Annotated in this window: 22 protein-coding genes and 1 tRNA gene; 14 read left to right on the forward strand and 9 right to left on the reverse strand. The window is 42.7% G+C overall.

Annotated features, from left to right (window positions below):
• Window positions 1-396: 396 nt before the first annotated feature.
• Complete coding sequence (locus tag DP116_RS10755) at window positions 397-1,143, reverse strand: ferritin-like domain-containing protein (RefSeq protein ID WP_169155184.1); 747 nt, start codon at window positions 1,141-1,143, stop codon at window positions 397-399.
• A 215-nt stretch (window positions 1,144-1,358) separates the two neighbouring features.
• Window positions 1,359-1,625 (reverse strand): four helix bundle protein, encoded by a 267-nt coding sequence (locus DP116_RS10760; protein WP_169155185.1) that lies wholly within the window; start codon window positions 1,623-1,625, stop codon window positions 1,359-1,361.
• 1,328 nt (window positions 1,626-2,953) lie between these two features.
• Here DP116_RS10760 and DP116_RS10765 point away from each other — a divergent pair.
• Entirely contained in the window at window positions 2,954-3,238 is a 285-nt protein-coding gene (locus tag DP116_RS10765) for a hypothetical protein (RefSeq protein WP_422614220.1), read from the forward strand.
• Between the two features lie 147 nt (window positions 3,239-3,385).
• On the opposite strand, the gene DP116_RS10770 is transcribed toward DP116_RS10765, so the two are convergent.
• The 5 genes from DP116_RS10770 to pipX all read right to left on the reverse strand — a co-directional run bounded on the left by DP116_RS10770 (window position 3,386) and on the right by pipX (window position 9,266).
• Entirely contained in the window at window positions 3,386-6,064 is a 2,679-nt protein-coding gene (locus tag DP116_RS10770) for a DEAD/DEAH box helicase (RefSeq protein ID WP_169155186.1), read from the reverse strand.
• A 203-nt stretch (window positions 6,065-6,267) separates the two neighbouring features.
• On the reverse strand, window positions 6,268-7,083 hold the full coding sequence (proC, locus tag DP116_RS10775; protein ID WP_169155187.1) for a pyrroline-5-carboxylate reductase: 816 nt from the start codon (window positions 7,081-7,083) through the stop codon (window positions 6,268-6,270).
• 227 nt (window positions 7,084-7,310) lie between these two features.
• A complete protein-coding gene (locus DP116_RS10780; protein ID WP_169155188.1) occupies window positions 7,311-7,904 on the reverse strand; it encodes a cell division protein SepF in 594 nt (197 codons plus the stop codon).
• Window positions 7,905-8,319: 415 nt separating this feature from the next.
• A complete protein-coding gene (locus DP116_RS10785) occupies window positions 8,320-8,991 on the reverse strand; it encodes a YggS family pyridoxal phosphate-dependent enzyme (RefSeq protein ID WP_169155189.1) in 672 nt (223 codons plus the stop codon).
• The gene (gene pipX, locus DP116_RS10790; protein ID WP_048871340.1) at window positions 8,988-9,266 is read right to left on the reverse strand and encodes a transcriptional coactivator PipX; all 279 of its coding nucleotides are present in this window, start codon (window positions 9,264-9,266) and stop codon (window positions 8,988-8,990) included. Before pipX ends, DP116_RS10785 begins: the two co-directional genes overlap by 4 nt.
• An 887-nt stretch (window positions 9,267-10,153) precedes the next feature.
• Here pipX and DP116_RS10800 point away from each other — a divergent pair.
• From DP116_RS10800 to DP116_RS10810, 3 genes are all read left to right on the forward strand, one after another.
• Window positions 10,154-10,225 (forward strand) — tRNA-Val (locus DP116_RS10800).
• A 256-nt stretch (window positions 10,226-10,481) separates the two neighbouring features.
• Complete coding sequence (locus DP116_RS10805) at window positions 10,482-11,372, forward strand: phosphate/phosphite/phosphonate ABC transporter substrate-binding protein (RefSeq protein ID WP_169155191.1); 891 nt, start codon at window positions 10,482-10,484, stop codon at window positions 11,370-11,372.
• A 313-nt stretch (window positions 11,373-11,685) separates the two neighbouring features.
• Window positions 11,686-12,942, forward strand: a complete 1,257-nt coding sequence (locus DP116_RS10810) for a serine/threonine-protein kinase (RefSeq protein WP_169155192.1) — start codon at window positions 11,686-11,688, stop codon at window positions 12,940-12,942.
• 87 nt (window positions 12,943-13,029) lie between these two features.
• Here DP116_RS10810 and DP116_RS10815 read toward each other — a convergent pair whose 3' ends face one another.
• Complete coding sequence (locus DP116_RS10815; RefSeq protein WP_169155199.1) at window positions 13,030-13,953, reverse strand: Tll0287-like domain-containing protein; 924 nt, start codon at window positions 13,951-13,953, stop codon at window positions 13,030-13,032.
• 590 nt (window positions 13,954-14,543) lie between these two features.
• Here DP116_RS10815 and DP116_RS10820 point away from each other — a divergent pair.
• From DP116_RS10820 to DP116_RS10835, 4 genes are all read left to right on the forward strand, one after another.
• On the forward strand, window positions 14,544-16,421 hold the full coding sequence (locus DP116_RS10820; RefSeq protein ID WP_169155200.1) for a serine/threonine-protein kinase: 1,878 nt from the start codon (window positions 14,544-14,546) through the stop codon (window positions 16,419-16,421).
• A gap of 69 nt (window positions 16,422-16,490) precedes the next feature.
• Complete coding sequence (locus DP116_RS10825) at window positions 16,491-16,715, forward strand: type II toxin-antitoxin system HicB family antitoxin (protein ID WP_169155193.1); 225 nt, start codon at window positions 16,491-16,493, stop codon at window positions 16,713-16,715.
• A complete protein-coding gene (locus tag DP116_RS10830) occupies window positions 16,715-16,954 on the forward strand; it encodes a type II toxin-antitoxin system HicA family toxin (protein ID WP_169155194.1) in 240 nt (79 codons plus the stop codon). Before DP116_RS10825 ends, DP116_RS10830 begins: the two co-directional genes overlap by 1 nt.
• Before the next feature lie 247 nt (window positions 16,955-17,201).
• Window positions 17,202-18,101, forward strand: coding sequence for an SDH family Clp fold serine proteinase (locus DP116_RS10835; RefSeq protein ID WP_169155195.1), 900 nt, complete (start codon window positions 17,202-17,204; stop codon window positions 18,099-18,101).
• Window positions 18,102-18,110: 9 nt separating this feature from the next.
• Here the strand turns inward: DP116_RS10835 and DP116_RS10840 are convergent, their stop codons facing one another.
• Window positions 18,111-18,863 carry a peptidoglycan-binding domain-containing protein gene (locus tag DP116_RS10840; protein ID WP_169155196.1) on the reverse strand — a complete coding sequence of 251 codons (753 nt, stop codon included), beginning with the start codon at window positions 18,861-18,863 and terminating at the stop codon, window positions 18,111-18,113.
• 359 nt (window positions 18,864-19,222) lie between these two features.
• On the opposite strand from DP116_RS10840, the gene DP116_RS10845 reads away from it, so the two are divergent.
• The 6 genes from DP116_RS10845 to DP116_RS10875 form a co-directional block, all read left to right on the forward strand.
• The gene (locus DP116_RS10845) at window positions 19,223-19,582 is read left to right on the forward strand and encodes a calcium-binding protein (protein ID WP_339381430.1); all 360 of its coding nucleotides are present in this window, start codon (window positions 19,223-19,225) and stop codon (window positions 19,580-19,582) included.
• A gap of 291 nt (window positions 19,583-19,873) precedes the next feature.
• On the forward strand, window positions 19,874-21,325 hold the full coding sequence (locus tag DP116_RS10850; RefSeq protein ID WP_211173206.1) for a hypothetical protein: 1,452 nt from the start codon (window positions 19,874-19,876) through the stop codon (window positions 21,323-21,325).
• A gap of 421 nt (window positions 21,326-21,746) precedes the next feature.
• Window positions 21,747-22,208 (forward strand): ribosome maturation factor RimP, encoded by a 462-nt coding sequence (gene rimP, locus DP116_RS10855; protein WP_169155197.1) that lies wholly within the window; start codon window positions 21,747-21,749, stop codon window positions 22,206-22,208.
• Between the two features lie 201 nt (window positions 22,209-22,409).
• Complete coding sequence (nusA, locus tag DP116_RS10860; protein WP_169155203.1) at window positions 22,410-23,681, forward strand: transcription termination factor NusA; 1,272 nt, start codon at window positions 22,410-22,412, stop codon at window positions 23,679-23,681.
• 48 nt (window positions 23,682-23,729) lie between these two features.
• Window positions 23,730-23,975, forward strand: coding sequence for a YlxR family protein (locus tag DP116_RS10865; RefSeq protein ID WP_169155198.1), 246 nt, complete (start codon window positions 23,730-23,732; stop codon window positions 23,973-23,975).
• Between the two features lie 452 nt (window positions 23,976-24,427).
• Window positions 24,428-24,899, forward strand: a 472-nt coding sequence (locus tag DP116_RS10875; RefSeq protein WP_211173207.1) for a translation initiation factor IF-2 N-terminal domain-containing protein, incomplete at its 3' end; no start/stop codon positions are given.

The following is a 24,899-nucleotide window of genomic DNA, read 5'->3' on the forward strand; positions in this document are numbered from 1 at the left end:
CCCCTCCCCTAAGCTCGCGGGGAGGGGCGGTTTTGGCAAGAGACAAAACCAGGGTGGGGTTCTTCGGGAATGGTATCAAATCCGGCGGCGTCTGAATTTTTAAAAACCGCAGAGGCGCAGAGAACGCAGAGAAAGAGAAGAGAGAGAAGAGGGAGAAATAATTCTGATACAAACGGATTTGATATTATATCATGTTCGACTAATTAGTTATAATTCCCACGTTGACTGAACCCCACACGCCAGTCGCCACAACGGGGGGAACCCCCGCAAGGCGCTGGCTCCCCTTTATCCCCTCCCCGCTTGCGGGGAGGGAAGCCTAAGCGCAGCTTTGGCGGGGTGGGGTTCTTCAGGAATGATAAGTAATCAACCGAACCTGATATTACTCCCCTTAAGTTATCAGGCAACTATCAACTCAGACTCACTCTCCGATGGTGCACCATCCTGCACCAAGGAAGATCTATTATCATTGCCTTGCAACATATTACCCGCAAACGCAAACAAGGCATTGACTTTACGAGTACGCCACTCATCCACGAGTTGCTGGACTTTACTTGCAGACATCCGCCGTGTCATGGCTTCATAAAGATAAGCAGCATGACCTGTTTCATCTTTAGCAATGCTCAACATCCCCTGTTTGAGGTTACGAGCAATTGGATCATCTTCAGGTAACACGTTCGCCATGCGAGTAAAGTCTTTGCTAGCATCCAATTCTAAGATGTAAGTGCTAGCCATGAATACATCCCAATCAATTGTCTCAGGTTTGAGTTGTTCTTGAGAGTAACCTTCATAGTATGCTGCAAAGAAGGGGCTGCGTCGTTGTTGAGTTTTCTTTTCCTCTGTATTCTGAGGCGAACTTTTGAAATCTATAACTCTTTTATTAAGTTGTTTTAAGGCATGAGCAAAGATTTGACCGTGTCTGGTTTCATCGGATGCGTGTTTTGCCAGCTTTTCGGCTAGCCATGTGTCGCCTTCTGCGGCTGCGCGATCGCCCAGCTTAGTCAAAAATGGAACAGAACCAGACTCTGCTAACTGAAAGCCTGCAAGAATATTGGGGCGGGTTTTGAGATCACGGATTTGCAAAGCAGAGTAATAAGCCATCGCACCAGAACCAACTAAGTGCATGACATAAGTCAAGAAGTTCATGAGTAAGTCGCGCGGATTGTGAGGAAGTTACATTTCTTATGCTAATCCTCATTTTTGATTTTGTGAGCAAAACTAAGGGTGTAGGGGTATAGGGGTGTAAGGGTGTAGGGGAGAAGAAGTAGGGGTGTAGGGGAAGAAAAATTAATGAACGTAAACTCTTTCCTCACTTACACCCTTATTCCCTTACCCCCCTACACCCCTAATTTTTGACACCTCTACCCCTTATTTTCCAGTGAGCGAATCAGGAGCAACAGAAGCCTACCTACTGATTCACATTGATTGAGAACTGGAGTAATAGTTGCTGATGAAGCGAGTTCGATACGAATGGACAATAACAAATGTGTTTCCAATTCTTTGAGTGAACCTTGGGCAATATACAAAAATTGGATGTACTCACCGCGTGTCCTTCTTCCATAACCTTCAGCAATATTGGCTGGAGGGGATAAAAAATGGGAAGCAATAACCCTCAACAATATTGGCATTGTCTACTCCGCTTTAGGAAACAAACAGAGTGCCGCTTCATTTTTCATAGACAAGGATGGACAACCCTCCACAATGTCTACTCGTAAAACCCGAGATCTGGATGTATTTTTGCGGCACTACCAAAAAATTTGAATCAAACTAGTTGAAAGGATACGCCGCAAAAATACAAGGGTTGTCCATCCTTGTCGAGGGTTTGCCCAACCCTACGCCCAATCCGGCTTTGCCGGATTGCCCTCTGCTTTCAGCACAGGGGGAGGGTTTTCTGGAGGAAAACCCTCCGGGCGTGATACGGGCGATCGCTTTGCTACCCTTTATGTTTAATTTGGTTAATTGACTTATTCACTGGTAATTGTCAACAAAATTTTTTTATGGGTTACTAAAGTCTCTAGTTCAGTAGAGATTTTAGTATACCATTAGTCTCTAAACTTATATTTCGCATCTACAGGATTTACTGTGGAACAACGTAACTAAAGTCCGCAGCAGATGGCTGTAACTGTGTTTAGCCGTGGGTGTGGTTCATGCAGCCTCTCAAAGACCAAATTTTTGGTACTGGATAGGTGAACTGGTGAGTGGGTATAGCTGCGCCCAATGGAAGTGTCGGCGACAGATCTCATTTTTGAAAGGATATTATTTTTGTCTTACCTTTTAGAAAAAGAAGTGGCAAAGCCACTTCTGCGTAATTCCCAGGTAGAACCTAAAGAATAGTATAACTTTTCTAAAAAGATGAAACGGTATGATTCCACACTTGTTAAGTAATATGTTTGCTTTAATTGCCTTCGTGATGTTGCGGATATTTGAAGCGGCTGACTAAAACAAGCGAAAAATCTGCCAGCAGAGGTATGAAAGGGAAAAATAAGTCAAGCCTCATAAGAACTGCGACTAAGCAGGAAGACAAACCAATCAATCATGTTCAGCGAACCCTCTGGCGTGCGCTGGCGCAAGAGGTGTACCGAAGGCTTAGGCTTGGCTGATTTTTTTGTGTTCATGAGAGATTCATGTCTCACAAATCAAATAGGACTGCTATAGTACCGCTAGCATTCGTCAAAAGTGAAGGTAACAAGTCAAAAGTCCTTTTTTTGAGCTTTTGACCTCTAAAAGATGGTAGCTTTATTTGGACCGCACTGTACTAGCTTGTTTTCTGCTATCTAAGAAAGATTTATTGGGTAAAAACGAATATGAAAAATTCTTGGTATTCCTGATAAAAACTCTATTGACCTGTAACAGGTAATTAGATTATCTTAGCAGTCAGCAAAATTGGTTAGGGAAACCCATCAACAGAAAACTTATACTTAATTTATTGTCTAGTTCCTCTATTTTTGTATCGCTGATGTCTACGCTAGCAGTCATCAATCCTGCCCACGCTGCTAAAACCGAGGAATTAATCCACAAAAATGGTCAGACTTGTGTACTAAGTCCCCACGCTGTTAACAAGATGGTGTGTATCAAGGATTCAGAGAGGAAGAAAGCATCTGGTTCTACACCTTCATCATCTACACCTTCGTCAACTGTGACTACAGGCAGTCTGCCCAGAATATTGCAACGCTTGCATTTACAGAAGAAGAAAGCGATCGTGCCATTCAGTTATTTGGCTGTGACTGTCCAGCTTGTATAAACTCTTTACGCCAGTTGCGTGGGTCTGGAAACTTGGTGTACTAGAATTTCCCCTCGATTGTGATCACTACTGCGACTTTGGCGTGAAAGTTAACTGTATAGGACTTAGGACTCAGGACTCAAAAACTCCCAATTCCTAACTCCTGATTTATCCGCCTACCTCGTTCACTGGGAACCTATCAATAAGCTGCATAGCACGATGGGCATTGCGCTGCAAGGATTGTGATAAATGGGGTACGTGGGGAATTTGCGATAGTAAATCTAACGTCCGGCGTAAAATTCGCACCACATCACCTTCATCCAAACTCGTATTTTCACAAAGTTCTATCCACTCCATCCCTAGCGCCCAATGTTCCACAAGGGCTATTAACTCAAACTCTAACCATATCGGTAAAGCGACATTATAACGACGTTGCAGTTGAAAGATCTTGCGACGAATCCCCCGCAATTTTGATAACGCTTCTGCCACTTCTTCACTCAAGTCAAAGCGAACCATGCTATCTGGACGTGGGGTTTCTGTCACCAAAGCTGCGATCGCCGCTGCTAAGTGGTGTGGATCTAAGTTGTCCAATTCTCCACTCTCAAGTGCTAAGCCCAGCCACAACTCATTTTCTCCTCGAATGGCTGCAGCCATTTGTCCTAGTCGCGTGGGAACAAGTTTATCCAGACATTCAAAGTGCTGCAAAATCTCAATAAGATTGAGAAACTCTTCCCAATGGCGCTGAGATTGTTGCTCTATTTGTGCCTGCATGAGTTGAATTTCGGCTTCGAGTTCAACCAACTGTGTTCTGCGTTTGAAAAGACTGACAGCGTCGCCTGATTGATGTAAGGGATGTGCTTCTAATTGCTCTTGCACAGCAGTGACGCGACGAAGTTGTTCTAGGACTTCTGGAGGCATAAATACAGCTTCGCTTGCCTCAGGAATTTCTTGAGTTATAAGTGCGGTATACTCATCACCAAGAAGAGACTGTCCCCGTTTCAATGGCATTTCTGGTGGTGGTACCAATTCATCAGGTATGTCAATTCGCGGTAGTTCTGCAAACAAATCTATGACATCAGAGGCTGTCGCTACATACCAGCGATTATCTTGCCCCAAGCATACCAAGTAACAAGTTTGACCAGAACCTGGCGTTTTCCCAACTAACACCGCTGTTATGGGTGCAGGCATTGTAAAGTTTTTACTCTTGAGACTCAACAGTGTTCCCGACACTGCAAAGTCCAACATCATCCCCAATTCGTCTTGTCGGGCTTCCTGCGCTTGCTCTTGCAGCATTTTCAAGTTTAGCCGTTCTACTCGCAGGCGTTGCCGCAATTTTTCATAAACAGCCAGATCTTGTTCGTCAATAGCAGCGATTTGTGCTTGAAGTTGAGCAAGTTCTGTTTGTAAGTGGGTTATGTACTCACGTTGCGGTCGTAGGTGCAAGTTCGCCAAGTACTGTCCAAAGCTGCGTTCTACGAGTTCTTTGGCTTCTTCCAAAGTGTGAGTTTGCAGCAAGTTCAGCACCATGCCATAACTTGGTGTAAATTGACTAACTAGAGGATCGCTTTGGGAAGTTGCCAAGTAAGCTGCTTCTTTCGCTCCCTCAAAGGGAGTTTGCAGCGTCACAACATGACCCCGTTCATCCATTCCCCGGCGACCTGCCCGACCTGCCATTTGCAGAAATTCCGAGGCATTCAATAGGCGATGTCCACTATCAGTACGCTTAGAAAGGGTAGAAATAACCGTTGTCCGGGCTGGCATATTAATTCCAGCTGCCAAGGTTTCGGTGGCAAAGACAACTTTAATTAACCCCTGTTGAAAAAGTTCTTCAACAAGTACTTTCCACGCAGGTAAAATTCCAGCATGGTGTGCGGCTATTCCTCGGTAAAGCGGTCCAACGTGTCCAGAACGTCCGGCTTCCGGATTACGGCTTAAAAATTCGTCAATCTGCCAGCGCAATTGCTGCGCTTCTTCCTGATCCACTAACCACATATCACTGCCCACCTCCGCCACCGCCTTATCACATCCCCGACGACTGAAGATGAAGTAAATTGCTGGCAGCATATCCCGTTCTTGTAGTTGACTTAGAACCTGAATCATGCTGGGGGCTTCCGCTCTCACATTAGCTTTGCTTTTGTTTTTCTCTCCTTTTTTCTTCTTTCTTAGCAGGCGCTGGTTAATTTGGGTTTTATCATCATTCAGCAGGGGGAATAACCCTTTGATGTTGCCAAAGTGAAATTCCAAAGGTACTGGGCGATGATCGGAGTATATGAGATCAGTAGGACCATGAACTTGATTTAACCAGTCAGTCAGTTGATCACTATTAGCAACAGTCGCTGAGAGGGCTACGAGTTGAATTTCACGGGGACAGTAGATGATGGACTCTTCCCAAACTGTTCCCCGTTGGCGATCATTCATGTAGTGGCACTCATCCAGCACCATAGCCTCTACGTCTACTAATGAAATGCCAATTTGCCCGATAGGTGTGCCATAGAGCATATTACGGAAAATTTCTGTGGTCATCACCAGAATCGGGGCATCTCGGTTAATGGAGGCATCTCCAGTTAACAGTCCAACATGGTCAAAGCCGAATTTTTCGCGAAAGTCACGTAGTTTTTGATTAGAGAGCGCTTTTAGGGGAGTGGTGTAAAATACTCTTTTTCCACGCGATAGAGCGCGATAAATAGCGTATTCTCCGATCAATGTTTTGCCCGAACCTGTGGGCGCACACACAACAACGGAACGTCCAGCATTCAAGGAGGCGATCGCATCCTTCTGGAACTGATCCAATTCAAATGGGAATATCGAACTTGGTTCAAGTTCTGGAGACAGCGCAGGGTAATTCACTCAATCACATTTGCAACCAAAACTGTTTACTATGGTAACTACTCTTTTGTCAACTTAGTTATGAGTCATGAGTCATGAGTCATGAGGAGGCAGTGCGGTCTTGGGGAGCCAGTGCGTTGCGGGGGTTCCCCCCGTTGAAGCACCTGGCGTGGTTTCCCCCATGAGCACCTGCCGTTCATTGGTTTTTAACTCATGACTCATGACTATTTTCCCAATTCTTGTGAGCGGGCTGTTGCTGCTTTGACTGCTTCAATTAAAGCTGAGCGAAACCCGGCTCGTTCTAACTGAGCTACACCAGCAATTGTAGTACCACCTGGACTGGTGACGCGGTCTTTGAGTTCTGCAGGGTGTATTTTTGTTTCATGTAGGAACTTGGCTGTTCCTAAGACAGTTTGCAAGGCAAGTTGATTGGCAATTGTCCTTGGTAAACCTGCTGCGACTCCTCCATCAGCAAGTGCTTCTATAGCAAGTGCTACGTATGCTGGACCAGAACCTGATAGTCCTGTCACCGCATCCATCAGGTTTTCTGAAACTTCCACAACTTCTCCCACAGCCGAAAAAAGTAGTTTTGCGGTTTCGTGATGGTTTGCTTTGGTGTACGCGCCTGGGCATATCGCGGTGACTCCTGCTCCCACAGTAGCTGGAGTATTAGGCATTGCTCGAATGATTGGAAAGTGGGGAAAAGCCGCTTCCAACTGATTTAATGTCACGCCTGCCAAGATGGAGATCACCAGTGGTTTTGACACTGTCGTGATCACATCTGCTAATTCTTGGGCGATCGCACTAAACACTTGAGGTTTTACTGCCAAAAATACGACTTCTGTTGTTGGTGTGAAAACCAGACGATTATCGGCTGTCACATTAACACCATATTCGTCTTCTAGAAAACCTTGGCGTGAGGTTTGTGGTTCGCTGACTAGGACTTCTGAACGTTGATAAATTTTACGAGCGATAAGGCGGGTAAGGAGCGCTTCTCCCATTACCCCGCCACCAATCAAGCCGAATTTAATAGTAGTCATTTTTCGTTAGTCATAAGTCATGAGTCATTAGTGAGCCAGCGCGCAGAACAGGGGGTTCTCCCCCAATCCCCACGGAGTGGGGACCGGTGAGTCCCCCATGAGCGACTGGCGTTAGACCGCAGGGCGTGCGCTTTGCGCATACCCGTAAGGGTCATGACTTATGACTCATTAGTATAAAGACAAAGGACTTTGTCCAAAGTCCTCTGGACTAATCACTCATTTTACGTTTATTGTGCCATTCTGTTAACTTCGTTTCCCCAAGCAGGATTTGGGCCTGTGGAACGTGAGGGACGTACTGTTGGTTGAGGTACTTCATGAATAATTCCTGACTGGGTGCTAACTTGCACACAGCTTGGTGTGAACAAAAATATACTTTCGCCTATCCGTTCTTGATGCCCATCAAGCGCGTAAGTACCACCGGCGACAAAGTCCACTGCTCGTTGTGCTTGATCTGGATCCATTATTGTTAAATTTAATACTACTGACTTACGCTCTCGCAATGCTTGAATTGCTTGAGGCATTTCTTCAAAGGTGCGTGGTTCTAGCACCAAGACTTCTGATATTCCATTAATGACTCCTGGCATACCAATCACATTGCTCATCGGCTTTGATCCTGCTGCGCTGACATTTTCCATTGTAGGCACGGGTTCCCGCCAGCGTCGATTTTGCTCTGGAGGTTCTTGTGCTACTGGTTGTTGAGCATTTTGTTCCTGATACAGATTTCGGTAACTTTCTGTTTCTGGTTCTTCTTCATAGTACTCGTATTCTACTTGCTCGTTTAAACCGACGAAGTCTCTAAGTTTGGAAAATATATTATTCATGGTTTACGCTCCTAGGGCTAATCACTCGTAAGGATATGCCAAAAACTAATGAAATCAATTTTTACCCTTATAAAGGGCAGATCTTTCAGGCGTTCTATTAGTATCTGTTCTACCCACTACCGGTTTTTCTTTGAACAAACGCTTCTAGAAGGTCTGTATATGTTTTTTAGGTAACAATGAGTCAAGATTATATCTTAACCAGTAGGTTTTTTGGAAGTTGTTTTCCTCTGATATTATATTGACTTTTGCTTTTGTCAATACTATATCCTTTGTCACCGATTGAACCAGTATCTTCTGAAATTTTTTTCAACAAAGTTTTATAAAGAGTTTTGGAGCGCAAAATATACTGTAACAAGGTATTTAATAAAACCATTAAATACCTTGTTATACCGTAATAATACTTTGACTGCCAATATTAAACAGAACGCTCTCCAAACAAAATAGTTCCTAACCTTACCATTGTTGCGCCTGCTTGGACTGCCAATTTGTAATCTCCTGACATTCCCATTGAAAGGTGATGCATTTGAACATTAGACCAGTTTTGTTCTCGGATTTCTTTTGCTAATTTACTGGTACTATTGAATACGCTGATCACCTCATAATCATTTAATCCCAAAGGTGGAATTGTCATTAAGCCCTGAATTTGTAAATTTTCACATTGATCTAGAGCTGGTAAGTCAGCCAATAGTTGTGATGCACTCCAACCCGACTTGTTTGGATCAGGTCGTATTTTGACTTGCAGACAAACCTGAGGAGTGATTTTTAACTCTTGGGCCAATTGGTTTAAGCGTTGGGCAAGCTTCAAACTATCTACGGAGTGAATCCACTGAAATTGTTCAATGGCTTTTTTGGCTTTGTTGTGTTGCAAATGTCCAATAAAGTGCCAAGTTATGTCTGGTAAGTCTTGCAACACAGCTTGTTTGCTAGCCGCTTCTTGGATGCGACTCTCGCCAAAATCCCGAATTCCTGCGGCGTAAGCACAGCGTATGATTTCGGCAGAGACTTGCTTGGTAACAGCAATCAACCGGACTGAGTCTGGTAGAGAGGAACCAAGGGTAATAATACGTTCGCTAATCGAACTACTCATTGGAAGGTGCGTTGGAAAACAGTCTGAAGTTGATCGTACTCCTGAGATTGCCCTGTACGACGCAGACTACGCAAGCGATTTTCAATCATCATTCTAGCCTCAGTGCGTCCAATGGACTGAAACTTCATACCTTTGACATCAGTTGTTACTATGAAGAATAAGCGTTGGGCATACAGTGTTGTGAACAACTCTTGGTTCTCGTCTACCATACAAATCCTATAGAGCAAACCCCAAGTTGGATGATTGATGTAAGTTTCCGAGTTGTCTAAGTTCATTTAATACTAAGGGATGAATATATATATTTTTGCAGCTGAAGAGAAACATTTTGACGACAAAGGACGCATTTCGCCAAACAAAATTTTTGCTAAAATGCCAAAAACCCCAAAGTTAAGAGCAAGCAGTACCTTGCCAACAGAAGTAGGATCAGGGGCTTGTGCAGTAGCGCGTGTTTTCTGTGGAGGAGGTTACGAATCGCGCTGAGCGTGTCCTTAGGGACATAGAAAGCTCTGAACTATGCCCTGCTTTGTACGTCGCTTGCCTCTCGTTAGAATGCCGATTAGCTTAACACAAAGTGCATGCAGCGCATACGAAAAGTTTCCCTTCATGCATGCAAACTGCCGTTTATCACTCAATAGGTGTAAATTATAGAAGAACGAACTACGCCGCATCGGTTCTGGTTCTTCAACAATTTCGATCAAGCGGACTTTACGACAACCTGTGAGCGTGCCAACGCTAACAAATGGCGCGAATCAAGTCAAGCACGTTGCAATCAGATTTTAAGCTACGTTTGATGTTGCTGACAAGGTGCATAACGTGGCTATTACCTCAATTCTTAGCAATTCATTAACAGCAACAGTTTCCCATTCACACGCTCGCCCTAATTCATTGCGTTTCAACTTTACTAGCATGTCGGTGTTCAGCGGGTTCAATGGTTGTGTTCAGTAAAGTCTTGTGCGAGTAATCGTGAACATGTAGAGTGATACACAAGACTTAACAATCTTATTCCCCTTACTACTCTTTTGATCTTTTGCGCTTTGTGCGAAACGATTTTAGAATGCTTTGTACGTACGGTCGTGCAACTGTAAATTATAGAACACTTGTGTCTTCATTCCATTCTTGTACCTTGGAATTTACTGTCATTTGTGCTATTCTAGATGAAATTGGGCGATTAGCACAGTGGTAGCGCACTTCCTTCACACGGAAGGGGTCACTGGTTCAAATCCAGTATCGCCCATTTCTTTAATTCTATCTAAGCTTAAGAAGCAACAAGGGTGGTTTGTTCAAATCTACCACTCATGAAATTGTTTAACTAGCTGTTGTTTCTAAAGATGAACCGAAACAATGTTTGTTCGCAAATCATATTTTCAAATAGCAACACAAGCTTTATGAAAAATTAATTTTTTAGATGAATTGCTATATGAAGTACTTGAAATAGCGATAATCAAAATGTCTCCATATTAGAGAATTTTCCGGAAAAAGTCAATTGAAGAATGAAAACCATGACCTCACGATATTTTTTGCTCATTCATCTCCTAGTGCTTATAGGATTACTAGGAACTGGATGCAACAATCAACAACCAGATATCAACTTAGAAAAATTGACTGTAGGTGTGGTTAGCTACGGCGAAGGAACTGTTTCCATAGACAAATATGAGCGCTTTAAAGACTACATAGCAAAACAAACTCAATCAATAGTAGAATTGGAACCAGCTTACAACGAATTGCAAGCTTTAGAGCAAATTCAGCGCCAAAATTGGGAAATTGTTTTTGCGCCTCCAGGTTTAGCAGCAATAGCGATCGGCAAGCAACTTTATGTTCCTCTGTTCTCTATGGAGGGAACACGTGGTAGACAACGCTCTTTACTTATAGTCCGAGATGATAAACCAATAAAAACAATACCAGATCTGGCTAATAAAACTGTTGCTTTGGAAACAGCAGGTTCTGCGGCTGGCTATTATGTTCCTTTGTACGATTTGTACGGTTTAACTCTTGCTCAAATCCGTTTTGCTCCTACTCCCAAAACAGTATTGCAGTGGATCAGTGAAGGTAGTGTTGATGCTGGGGCATTATCTCAAACAGATTTTGAACTTTATCAGCGAGAGTTTAGTACAACCAAGTTTAGAATTTTACACACTAGCCGATCAATTCCTCCTGCAGTTGTTTTACTAGCACCAACTGTGGAACGGAATCAACAGCAGCAGATTCAAAAAGCCATGACCCAAGCACCTGGAGATATCATAGCAGATGCTGGTTACGTCCCTGCAGCAAAAGTACCTAGTTACGAGCAGTTTATTAAATTAGTAGATAAAGTTAGACCCCTAGAAGAGCAAGTCAAGAAAACACCTGCTGTTTTGCTCAATCACCAATCTACCAGTCAATAGAGAGTTGATGGACAAGTTATTAACAAAAGACAACTTCATAAAACTTCATCATGTTTTGGCGTTTTTTTGGAAAAATCTGCCGATATATTATTAAGTTCTCACCAGCTTGGAGTCACGGGGAATCAACTGAGTATAATATAAATTATCTATCTACCAAACAGATTTTTGTAAGGAAATACTGTATCTGGCGCTGTAGTTATCAGACTGCCCAAATGCGATAAATCTATTAAAACTTTTACCTAATAGACTTTCTTTTGAAAAACACCAAATTACTTATAAAGAAAATAGCTAAGATAGCTAGGAGTGGTGCCTTATGTCTCAATCTCCCATTGTAAAAGCAGAAATACCCTCTGGGACGATGATTGATAATCGTTATATTATTCAAAAACTTTTGGGACAGGGGGGCTTAGGAAGAACCTACTTGGCGTTTGATACTCGTCGGTTTAACGAAGCATGCGTTCTCAAAGAATTTGCACCCACAGGTTCAGGGGAGAATGCTTTAGAAAAATGTCGCAATTTATTTAAAAGAGAAGCAAGAATTCTTCACCAGCTGGAACACCCTCAAATTCCTCGTTTCTTGGCTTGTTTTGAAGGAGATGGTCGCCTGTTTTTAGTACAGGAGTTTGTGGATGGTAAAACATATTCACTTCTGTTGCGAGAACGCCAAGACTTGGAAGAAAGTTTTTCGGAAAATGAAGTTATACAGTGGCTAAAAAATTTGTTACCTATATTGGAATATGTTCACCAGCACAACATCATCCATCGAGATATTTCTCCGGACAACATCATGTTACCTGATGGCAAAAATTTGCCGGTGCTGATTGATTTTGGTGTGGGAAAACAGATAGCTAACCTGAATGAAGACACCACACCTTACCACATGAGTTTTGTTGGCAAAATGTCGCTTGTGGGGAAAGTAGGATATGCCCCCCGTGAGCAAATTAGCTTGGGGTTGTGTTCTCCCTCCAGTGATCTTTATGCCTTGGGCGTGACTGCAGTTGTCCTACTCACAGGTAGAGATCCATCTTTTCTTATGGATCAGTACTCTTTGGAGTGGAGATGGCGTTCTTACACCAGGGTCACCAATGATTTTGCCAGAGTACTTGAAAAATTGCTAGCAGATACGCCAAAGCTGCGATACCAATCGTCAAAAGAAGTTCTTACAGATTTAGACCGTCTTGGACAGTTTCAAGTAATGCGACAATCAACTGTTGTTGATTTGCCTACCACCGTTATAGAACAGAAATCTCAACCGACATTCCCAACACGACAGCCACCCAACCAATATCCAGAGACTATAGCAAGTTCGGCTAGAAGTTCATCTCGTCAACAGCAATTCCCTGTGATTGAGTCACAACCACAACCACAACAATCTTCACTCAATCCAGCTTTCATACAACGTTGTCAGCAACAACTAGCTTACTACATTGGACCGATAGCAAGTCTAGTTGTGGAAGAGATTCTGGCGGAAACTCCTCAGATCTCGCCTTACCAATTTATTGAATTTTTGGCAAGGGAAATTCCTGATGCATCAGCAGCTCTTGAATTTAGAAAACACCTTTTTTCGTAAGTGTTTTGGAGGAACCCACTCACCTAAGTGTGCTCAAGAAAATCAAAACTGTCATAAATATAGTTGCGACTTAGTTTGAGTTGCTGCTTAATTTCCTGCGGTTCCTCCAGTATTTCCTCCATGAGTACGTCTAATTCTTTTCATTGCCATTTCTAAACTTAATTTCATCCGTTTAAAAGCTTTGGCAAGATTACCAATTTCATCATTGGAAATCTGATCAAAATCAACTTCTAAATGTCCTGTGCTAACTTCTTCAGCTACACGAGTTATCCGCTTGAGGGGAATAATAACTTGTCGCTGCAAAAAGACATTGACTAAAAGAATAACCACGATAAAAATAGTAGAGACAAGTCCTACTATCAGCAAAGAAGATTGATTGGCTTTTTCAATAACTTTACTAGCAGGTAGTGAAATAAATTGAGCCGCTACAATTTGATTCAACTGCCAATTAAATCCATTAACTGCACCGAAACGCTCAATCATAGTTTTTGGTGCGACATCAGGCGTGCTATGACATTTCAGACAACTTTCTTGGCTAATGGTTAAGGGACGAGCAATGTAAAATATATCGCCTCCCGGAAGTGAGCGAAATCCACTCACCTCTTTTAAATTTTTGTCTTGTTGGAAACCCTCTAAAATTGTCGTCTCAAAACTGTCAGCCTTATCCCGAAGATTTGTGGGATTTGTTGCTGCTTCTTTATAAAATAAGTCTCGGTATTCTGGTTTTTTTCGGAGAATTTCAAAGACCTCTCGTGCTGAGTATGCAGATACAACTTGGGGCAAAAACTTTTCTTCCAGTTTATCAGCAAGTTCTGGATAGATTTGGGTAAGTGTGTACCCACGAAGAGAAGTCATTGTATCGATGAGTGTTAAAGCTCGTGAGGCAATTTCATTTATAGCATTCTGCCTTAACAAAGTAGAAAGAGCCAATCCACTAAAGCTCAAACCTACTACAAGAATGATGACTAGCAAAATTGTAAATTTTTGTCTCAATTTTAAATTTTTTAACATCATCCCAGTTCATCTCAAGATAACAGTACAACGCACAAATAATTGAAGCCATCTATTACCCATTATAGGGACAGATCAAGCAGAAATAACTAAGAATGTAAATGATTACAAAATAACTTTGCTGCATTCCAGATTTTGTCAACAAATTTTTACAAAAAATATATTGATGAATTGCAAGCTCCCATTTATGATTAAGTTCATCAATCAAGTTTATGACTTTTTTGTTGAAAGGATACTATATTTATCAACTTGAGCTTTTGCATTCGTTACATTGAAGTCTTTGAGAAATTTTATCCCTCAGTTTTACTGATAAAACATAACCAGTCTTAAAGTTGAATTTTTAAAGAAAAATTAAGATACGAGCCACTTGCTAATAGCCTGCTTGTTCAGTTGAGTCAGATGACTGTTGACAGTGACAGAATAAGACTAGGAGATAACTCAGTTCAAAATATGCCTTACGGGCACACTAAGCCTAGCGTGCAACTCCCGTGTAGGAGGCACAAATTTAGAATCTCAAAATCTTCCCCTGTTTCCTAACCCAGCTTTAATACCGTGCCAAAATAAATAGCATGCGGAGAGTTATTAATCTAATGGTCTGGAATCCAGGACAGGCGTTGCTTGGGGGACGCTACATCATCGAAAGAAAATTAGGCGAAGGTGGAATTGGTATCACCTATCTCGCTGGAAATGAACGAAATGAACTGCGGGTCATTAAAACTCTAAGAGTTGACATCCTTAATCAGGAGACCTGGAAACCGCATCAAAGCAAATTAAAGCAAGACTTCCGCGATGAAGCTGTTCGGCTTGCCTTGTGTCGCCATCCTCATATAGTGCAAATAGAAAATATTTTTGATGAAGGCGATTTACCTTGCATGGTGATAGAGTACATCGAGGGTGAAGACTTAGGCAACCGCCTTCGGCGGATGAAAGTGTTACCAGAAGTTGAAGCGCTTTTGTACATCCGGCAAATTGGCGATGCTTTAAAGGTGATTCACAGTAAAGGTTTGCTGCATAGGGATATTAAACCACGTAACATTATGCTCCGCGCTGGCAAATCAGAAGCTGTCCTGATTGACTTTGGTATTGCCAGAGAATTTATTCCCAATGTTATCCAAAGGCATACAGTGTATCGTACACCAGGTTTTGCCCCCCCAGAACAGTATGAATTGGAAGCACCACGGGGAGAATATATTGATGTCTATGCACTAGCTGCCACCTTGTATAGTTTAATCACTGGAGTGACACCAAGGAATGCCGATGAGAGAGCACGCCATAACATTCCCCTAGAACCACCGAAACACTTCAATCGTAATATTACTGACACGGTCAATCAAGCAATCATCCGGGGGATGGATTTGCAACCCAATCTCCGCCCGCAGTCCGTACAGGAGTGGCTGGATTTATTGGATGTTGAGATCCGCGAGGAACCGCCCACACAGGTAATCGTACACCGCCCAGTACTTCCTAATAATCAGTCTCCACCCCAAAATCAACAGCGAATCATACCATCTGTTGCCACTTCTGGAAACTGGCAATGCGTACGTACCCTCAGAGGTCATTCCAGCATGGTTCTTGCTGTTGCTATCAGCTCAGATGGACAGACGATCGCTAGTGGTAGCAACGATCATACAATTAAACTGTGGCAACTAGAAACTGGTAAACTTCTGCGTACCCTTGGTGGTTTGTTTTCTGGTCATTCCAGCATTGTTCATACTGTCGCTTTTAGTCCCGATGGACAGTTACTTGCTAGTGGAAGCTGGGATGAAACTATTAAGTTGTGGCAGGTCAGTAGAGGAAAAGAAATTCGTACATTGACTAGTCATACCAGCTGGATCAATTCTGTAGCCTTTAGTCCAATACTTCCGAACTTCTCTTATCAACAAGAGGAAGCTTACGTGCGAGCATGGATGTTAGCCAGTGGCAGTGCTGATAGCACTGTTAAATTATGGATAGTAAGTACAGGCATAGAAATTAGCACTTTCACAGGTCATTTGGACTCAGTATGGTCAGTTGCTTTCAGTCCGGATGGGGAACTTCTAGCGAGTGGTAGCGCTGATAGTACAATCAAGCTTTGGCAAGTGAATACAGGTAGAAAAATTCACACTTTTAGAGGTCATTCCTTTTTTGTTAATTTCGTTACCTTCAGCCCAGATGGGCGACTTTTGGCAAGTGCCAGTGCTGATGGTACTATCAAACTTTGGCAAGTAAGTACAGGGAAAGAAATTCACACTTTTAGAGGTCATTCCGATGCAGTGTGTTCAGTCACTTTTAGTCCGAATGCACAGCTTCTTGCTAGCGGTAGTTGGGACAAAACTATCAAAATCTGGCAGATAAGGACGGGTACTGAAATTTGCACTCTTTCGGGTCATTCCAATTACGTCAGATCCGTTGCCTTTAGTCCAGATGGACAGACCATTGTAAGTGGTAGTGATGACGATACGATCAAAATTTGGCGATGCTATTCCTAATTTGGGTAATGCACTTAAGATTGATGTATTGATTGTTGCTTATAAAAATATCTGCTACTCAAGAAACTCATGAAACACATCAAACTTATTGTAGAAAAACATTCCGATGGTTATGTTGCTTATCCCCTTGGTATTAAAGGGGTTGTTGTTGGTCAGGGAGACAGTTATGAAGAAGCTTTAGCTGATGTGAAATCTGCTATTCGCTGCCATATTGAGATATTTGGTCAAGATGTTTTAGAAGAGGAATCACCCGTTTTAGAAGCCTTTGTCGCTGAAGCTGAGGTTTCCGTCTAATGGCTAAGTTTCCTGTAGATGCGCCCAAAGCCAGAGTTATTAAAACATTGGAATTACTTGGATTTAACATTATCCGGGAAAGGGAGCATATTGTCATGGTACGACAAAATAATGATGGAACGCGAACTCCATTGACTATGCCTAACCACTCTTATATTAAAGGTTCAACGTTGAGATCCATATGTACTCAAGCAAGTATCTCGCGAGAGGAATTTTTAGCTGCCTATGAGCAAATGTAAAATTACCTTGACAGTAAACCATAACCCTCGCTAAAACTCAATCACTCTTCCCTCTCCCCTAATGCGGTTAAATCCTTCTAACTCTCTAGATAGACTCAATATTTCCCAAAAATTGAAACAATGAGGAGAGTCATCCTGATTTTGGCAATCTATTCTTAACTGAGACGCGTTTACAGAAACCAAGCAGATGAGATGCTTGCCTGAGTTAGGCAATTGATTTTAATTGTGTTTTAATTTGGAATTGCATATGGGCTTTGGCATAGGAGATTTATTCTGGATTTTCCTCCTCCTTTCTTCCCTGCAACCCCTGTGGCAGAAACGTCAAGTAGAGTATAGGCGTATTCGCGCCCTACAGGAATTTCAGCAACAACGCAAAAGCCGAGTCATTTTGCTGATTCACCGCCAAGAATCTATCAGCTTTTTGGGAATTCCTGTATCGCGATATATCACCATCGAAGATTCAGAACAGATACTGCGGGCAATTCGGCTTACCCCGCCAGAGATCCCCATTGACTTGATTTTACATACTCCTGGTGGTTTGGTTTTAGCAACAGAACAAATAGCCAGAGCATTAATTCGCCATCCTTCCAAAGTGACTGTCTTTGTCCCTCACTACGCCATGAGTGGTGGTACAATGCTTGCCCTAGCTTCTGATGAAATTGTCATGGATGCTAACGCTGTTCTTGGACCGGTTGATCCACAACTGGGTAACTTCCCCGCAGCCAGCATCGTGAAGGTTGTTGAACAGAAGCCCATTGGTGAAGTTGACGACCAGACTTTGATTATGGCAGATCTATCGCGCAAAGCGATCGACCAAGTGCAGCGCTTTGTACGGACTCTGCTGAAAGATACAGTACCCACACAGAAAGTTAAGCCAGAAAACATTGAGAATATCATCGATGCCCTAACGACTGGGCGCGTTACTCACGACTACCCAATCACTGTTGAAGAAGCAACGGAAATGGGGCTACCCATAACAGCCGGACTGCCCCGTGTTATTTACGACCTGATGGATTTGTATCCACAACCACAAGGCGGACGGCCCAGCGTACAGTATATTCCCATGCCTTACGATGACCGCCGCCCCATTTTACCAACTCCTAAGGGTAGACCATTAGAAGAACCTAGCCCAACTCAGATGAGTTAAGCCAAGTTATTATCTTCTCGGTGTTGGTGTTGGTGTTGGTGTTGGCGTTGCTGTCGGTGAGACTCCAGGTGTGGACGTAGGACTCGCTGTAGGCAACGCTTCTGGTGTAGAAGTAGGTGTTGCTGTCGGTAACGCCTCTGGTGTAGAAGTAGGCGTTGTGGTTGGTTTTGCTGTTGGAGTAGTTCTAGGTGTAGAAGTAGGCGTTTTAGTTGGTTTTGCTGTTGGTGTTGGCTGGGTTGTCGGTGAGGTTGTTGGTTTTCGTGGCTTTGTTGTTGGCGCGGATGTTGGCTTTTTCTTGATGTCCTTTGCTTCTTGGCTGAGTCTTTGCCTGAATGCTAGGTCAGCAATTCCTGTTTCTTGTAAACCCAGTTTTTTCTGATATTGCTTAACTGCTACTTCTGTTTGAGGACCATAATATTGATTACTGGGCAAAGCAGGATTGGGCTTAGCTACCAAGTTTAAATTCGCTTGCAAAGTTTCAACTATTTTTGCAGCAACATCTTGAGTTTTTGGTCCTACTATTCCATCCGCAGGTTGTAGTTTGTGCCCTTTTTGAAATTCTTGAATTGCGTTTTTAGTATCCGCTGTGGTCAAAGGTGCATCTGATACCTTGACGCTGTAACCTAGTCCCCGTAACACAGCACGAAATTGCCGTGGGGTATAAGTTCGTGCAGCAAAAGCGACATCTGAAATCACTACACTAGCTGTGATCAAACAGGCAGTCGCAACGGTAATGTTTGATTTTCCAAACCCACACCACATAAGTAAAACTCCTCTTGGTCAAATCAACCGGATGTTGATTTTGACAGATAGATGCATTTTAAGTTTCTACAATGTCTTTTTTTCGCTTTATTCATGATTTTTGATAAGTTTAAGTTATATTAATGAAATTTAGATGAGAACTGATTTTTGCCATCTATAGCGGTTCTCAACTGCATGCACTACACGGTAGGGCGTGAAGAAACGTAACTATATGAAAATGTGCCTACATACACATTGCAATGCAGGCGATCGCTCCAAAAAGTACATTAAACCATATTGCCACTTTGCCGTTTCACCGTTGATAGCAAGTAGCAGGAGTAGACCCCAAACCATTGGCATCAGGCGCATGAGAGATCAGCGTGACTTCGCCTTTGCCGTTGAACACCCAACCAGTAGCAGGTGCAATTTTCACGGCATTATTGTTATGGCGTGGAGTAGTGGTGACAGGTGGCAAGGGTAACGACATTTTATGGGGTGGTACTGGAGCAGATAGATTTGTCTATTCCTCCCCATCTGAAGGTATTGACATTATCAAAGACTACAGCTATTTGCAGGGCGACAGGATAACAATTTCCAAAACAGGGTTTGGCGCTACTTCCACCAACCAGTTCAGCTACAACAGCATCACTGGTGCCTTGTTCTTTCAAGGAACCCAATTCGTCACCCTTGAGAACAAGCCTGCTGATTTCTCTACTAGTCTGGGCATTGAACTAGTTTAAGAATGTGATGATTTTTAGTTAAGAATTAAATTTGAATGGGAAATATAAGCCTAGGTTCAATGCCTAGGCTTTTTAAGTAGAATTATTATTTAAAAAGACAACTTTGTTTTAACTGATCGCAAATACCATTCTGCCCGACCTAACCTGATAAATAACTATTTTCTGTTTTCTGACTTCCACCCAACTTAAAAATAAAGCAGCTATGCTGAGGGCAGAAGATTTTTTATGCTTGGTAATGTATGTTGATGACAACTGCTTATCTAAAATCTACACTTTTCCATACACAAACAAATGACTAACGTAAAACCTCTAACACGGCGTAACTTATGGTTTGAGCGGTTGATGGCAATTATTGCGTCTGTTAATCTAGGGTTAGTTTTATTTGATTTCAGTTATATTCCTTGGCGAGATTTTTACAAACGAAATCTCCCCATCATCACTCAGAGATACGATCCAGTTAAAGGAATTGAACCCCATCGAGAAACAGAAAACTATTTGGTCACAGTAGACGCACTTATAGAACAGGTCAGTCAAACAGGGTTGCAATCACCTCAGGTAGCAAAAGAACTAGAAGAACTCAGGGGTCTGAGTAGTGAGATGATTGATAGCAATCCGTTTGAAGCGGCTAATAAGAGTGGTACCTTGGAAAAAATCAAAAATCGCATGCGCGATCGCATAGGCGTTAAATCTTCCAAGCAAGCCTTTTCCACATTCTGGAGTCAGGCATATTTATCAAAACGTGGTTGGAAGCAAGAAATTGATTTTTTCAACCAAAGAATTCGTCCTCTAATTATCGTCAACTATTACCGAAGTCTTGGAGAAAATGGCGAATTCGTTGATAATTTTTGGATAATTGACTTACCATTTGTGATTTTATTTGGTCTAGAGTTACTAGCACGTAGCTTCTATATCCAACGTCAGCATCCTGGTTTTCGCTTGTTTAATGCGATTTTCTGGCGCTGGTATGACCTATTTTTACTGCTACCATTTTGGCGACCTTTGCGAATTATACCTATTTTGATTCGTCTAGACCACGCACGTTTATTAAATCTCCATCCACTACGTCAGCAAATTCATCAAGGAATTATCGCGAATTTTGCCGAAGAACTCACAGAAATTGTCGTGATTCGAGTCATTAACCAAATCCAGGGATCAATTCAACGGGGTGAGCTAAAACGTTGGCTGTCACAAAATGAAAACTTGCGCTCCTACATAGATATCAACAATATCAATGAAGTAGAAGCAATTGGAGCTATTTTGGTAAAAACAATTGTTTACCAAGTACTGCCACAAATCCAACCTGAAGTTACCGCGATTTTGCAGCACAACATTGAAAGCGCTATCAAACAAGTTCCCATTTATCACAACCTACAAATCTTACCTGGATTGGATGCGATGCAAACTCAACTGAGCGAGCAACTCGCAACTCAAATCACAACTAATCTTTATAGTGCAGTTGTCAGTGCAGCAGAAGATCCAGTTGGAGCAAAACTTTCTGGTCAACTTGTGCAACGCTTTAGCGAAGCTTTGGGAACAGAAATGCAGAAAAAACACGTCCTCTCAGAAATTCAGAACTTACTTATTGACTTTTTAGAGGAAGTCAAGCTTAATTATGTCCAACGCCTGTCAAAAGAAGATATGTGGAAAATTCTGGAGCAAACTAAGCAGCTACGAACACAGGTATCAGTTCAGCCTGGGGAAGATAAAAGCTCTACCATGCTGGTGCGTAGAGAAACAAGTTAATTGTTAATTTGCAACAGCAGTGGAAAATGAACAAACAGACAACAAGACAAAGGGAGGAATTTTCTGGAGTGGTACGACCTCTCATAATGCCTGATTTCAAATCAGCCAATCACGGGAAAATCCCACAAACCTAGCCATGAAAATCTGGCTTTCCCCTACACCCCTATTTTTAAGGCATAAAGATTTTTCCGTACACCCCTACACCCTTACACCCTTATACCCCTACACCCTTACACTCTTACACCCCTACACCCTTACACCCCTAAACCCATTTTCAAGCGAGTTTTTGCTTCTCGCTCCAAAAAAAATACGCTAAACTTAGATCAAAGGCGAACCTGTTAGGTTCGCTTGAAGACTTCTTGGAAGATATCCCTATCGCAGGAAGTGGGTAACGACCCACTTTTTTTGTTGGAATAGCCGCATGACTCACCCTCTCGTTCCACAGATTATTGAATTGGCGACACCAGTGGCAGAAGAACTGGGATTGGAAGTTGTTGGCGTGGTTTTTCACACCAATCAAAATCCGCCAGTTTTACGCTTAGACATTCGCAATCCTCAACAGGACACTGGGTTAGATGACTGTGAGCGAATGAGTCGTGCTTTTGAAGCTACCTTAGATGCAGTGGAAATAATTCCAGATGCTTATGTATTGGAAGTTTCCAGTCCTGGTATTTCGCGACAGCTGACAAGCGATCGAGAATTTATTTCCTTCAAAGGATTTCCTGTTATTGTCCAGACTGCTCCATTCTATGAAGGACAGCAACAGTGGATTGGTCAGTTGATTCGCCGGGATGAGACAACAGTTTATTTAAATCAAAAAGGTCGTGTTGTTCAAATTCCTCGCTCCCTAATTACTAGGGTAGATCTGGATGAGCGCAGATAGAAAAACTATCAGCATTCTACAGTTGTGAGTACCAAGTCATAAGGAGCGACAGCGTCCCTTGTGAGGTTCACCCGTTCAGCAAGTGGCGCTGCTGAGTCAGGTTTTAGACAATTCCAGAAATCACTCATTTTCAGCACTTAGCACTGTTTTTATGCTGACCATTTTTTGCATAGCTATATAAGGAGATTGTTTATTATGTCAATGGTAACTTTACCCGGATTAAAAGATTTAATCGAAAATATAAGTCGTGAGCGTAATTTACCTCGTGTTGCAGTTCAATCAGCTATTAGAGAAGCATTACTCAAAGGTTACGAACGTTATCGTCGTGCTCAAAACTTGGAGCGAAAACAGTTCGATGAAGATTATTTTGACAATTTTGATGTCCAATTAGACGTTGAAGATGAAGGCTTTCGCGTTGTTGCTACCAAAACTATCGTTGAAGCAGTAGCCAACTCTGATCATGAAATTGCGCTCCAACAAGTTCAAGACATGGGAGGAGACGAAGCGCAATTAGGACAAGAAGTTGTGCTGGATGTTACCCCCGATCAAGGGGAATTTGGTCGCATGGCAGCAATGCAAACTAAGCAAGTCTTGGCGCAAAAACTGCGGGATCAACAGCGCCAGATGGTGCAAGAAGAGTTCCAAGACTTAGAAGGAACAGTTCTACAAGCAAGAGTTCTCCGGTTTGAAAGACAATCGGTGATTATGGCTGTCAGCAGTGGTTTTGGTCAGCCAGAAGTGGAAGCCGAATTGCCCAAGCGTGAACAATTACCTAATGATAATTATCGGGCAAATGCCACCTTTAAGGTCTATCTGAAAAAAGTTTCTCAAGGTCAGCAACGAGGACCTCAACTACTGGTTTCACGTTCTGATGCCGGTTTGGTGGTTTATTTGTTCGCCAACGAAGTGCCAGAAATTGAAGATGAAGTCGTGCGGATTGTCGCTGTAGCGCGGGAGGCAAATCCTCCTTCTCGTCATGTAGGACCTCGGACGAAAATTGCTGTTGATACTCTTGATCGTGATGTAGATCCAGTTGGTGCTTGTATTGGAGCGCGGGGATCACGAATTCAAGTTGTCGTCAACGAATTGCGCGGCGAAAAAATAGATGTGATTCGCTGGTCTCCAGACCCTGCGACTTACATTGCTAATGCTCTTAGCCCCGCACGAGTCGATGAAGTTCGTCTGATGGATCCCGAAACAAGACAAACTCACGTACTGGTAGCAGAAGACCAATTGAGTTTGGCGATCGGTAAAGAAGGACAAAATGTTCGTTTGGCGGCTCGTCTGACTGGTTGGAAAATTGATATCAAAGATAAAGCTAAGTATGATCACGCAGGAGAAGATGCTAAGTTTGCAGATGTGAGAGCAAAATACATACCAGAAGTAGATGACTCTGACGAGGAGGACTTAGAAGATAAAAATCACGAAGAATTGTTCGAGGATGAAATTTTTGACGAAAATAATGACGAATAAGAGTAAAGTTATCAAGAAACATAGTCCTGAGTAACGAACTCAGCGCTTATGAAACCAAATTATCGGCGTTGTATTAGTTGTCGAAAAATTGGATTAAAACAAGAGTTTTGGCGAATTGTCCGCGTGTTTCCTTCAGGACAGGTACAATTAGATGAGGGCATGGGGCGTTCTGCCTATATTTGTCCGCAGCACAACTGTCTTTTGGCAGCTCAGAAAAAAAATAGATTAGGGCGAGCCCTACGTGCATCAGTGCCAGAAGCACTGTATCACACATTGTGGCAGCGTCTACACTAAAGGAATAACCAAAAACAAACTTAATGAAAACTACGTTGTAGCGGTAATTGCCAAAGAAATTGTGATGAGGGCCGAATTATTTGTGCTATCAACACGTTCTCTTTTATCGCTCATGTAGTGCCAAAATAGTAAAAGGGTGTCCTTAGCGTTGCTCTTGGTTATCCAAAGGGGCGAAGCAAGACTCCTAATAAGTTTTACTCGATGTGTCGTGGAAGACTCAGAATCAACAAAACAAAACAGTACAGAATGGCAACCTGGTAGCGCCCAAGCGCAGTTCGGCGTCAACCATCAATCCTTGTGGGGATGCCACCAATAAACCGAAACATCTCTCTTTCCTGAATGGAGGCACCGGCATTCATTAGCAGTGGCAACCTAACACAGTAATCGAAGGATGGAGATGTCGCCAACCAGGCAACCATCCGCTAAAACTGTAAATTAAAGGGGAAGAGTGGATGAACAACGGCAAAGTTAGAATTTACGAATTATCAAAGGAATTGAATTTGGATAACAAAGAGCTATTAGCAATTTGCGACCAGCTCAATATTGCGGTCAAAAGCCATAGCAGCACAATTACAGAATCCGAAGCGGAACGCATTCGGGCTCAAGCAGAAAAACTAGCTCAGACAAGTGTGACGCCGAGAATAGGAAATGGCACTAACAGCCATAGACCAAATTCACCACAAGATGGCGGACGTAACCGACCTGCTGCACCTAATAAACAACAAATTTTGGAGATTCGCAAACCTACAGTTTTGAAAAACCCCATCTCTAACGCCCCAGAGGCGTCGGTTGCTATCAATACAGTTGCTTCTGAAGTCAATCCTCCTTCACCCCCTAAGTCCATAGCTCCCCCTGTCTCACCCATGAAGCCGACGGCACCAATTCGATCTGTACCCCGGAATCAGTCTGAGACCACACTTGAAC

This window comes from Brasilonema bromeliae SPC951, assembly GCF_012912135.1.
In the GTDB taxonomy this organism is placed as follows: Bacteria; Cyanobacteriota; Cyanobacteriia; order Cyanobacteriales; family Nostocaceae; genus Brasilonema; species Brasilonema bromeliae.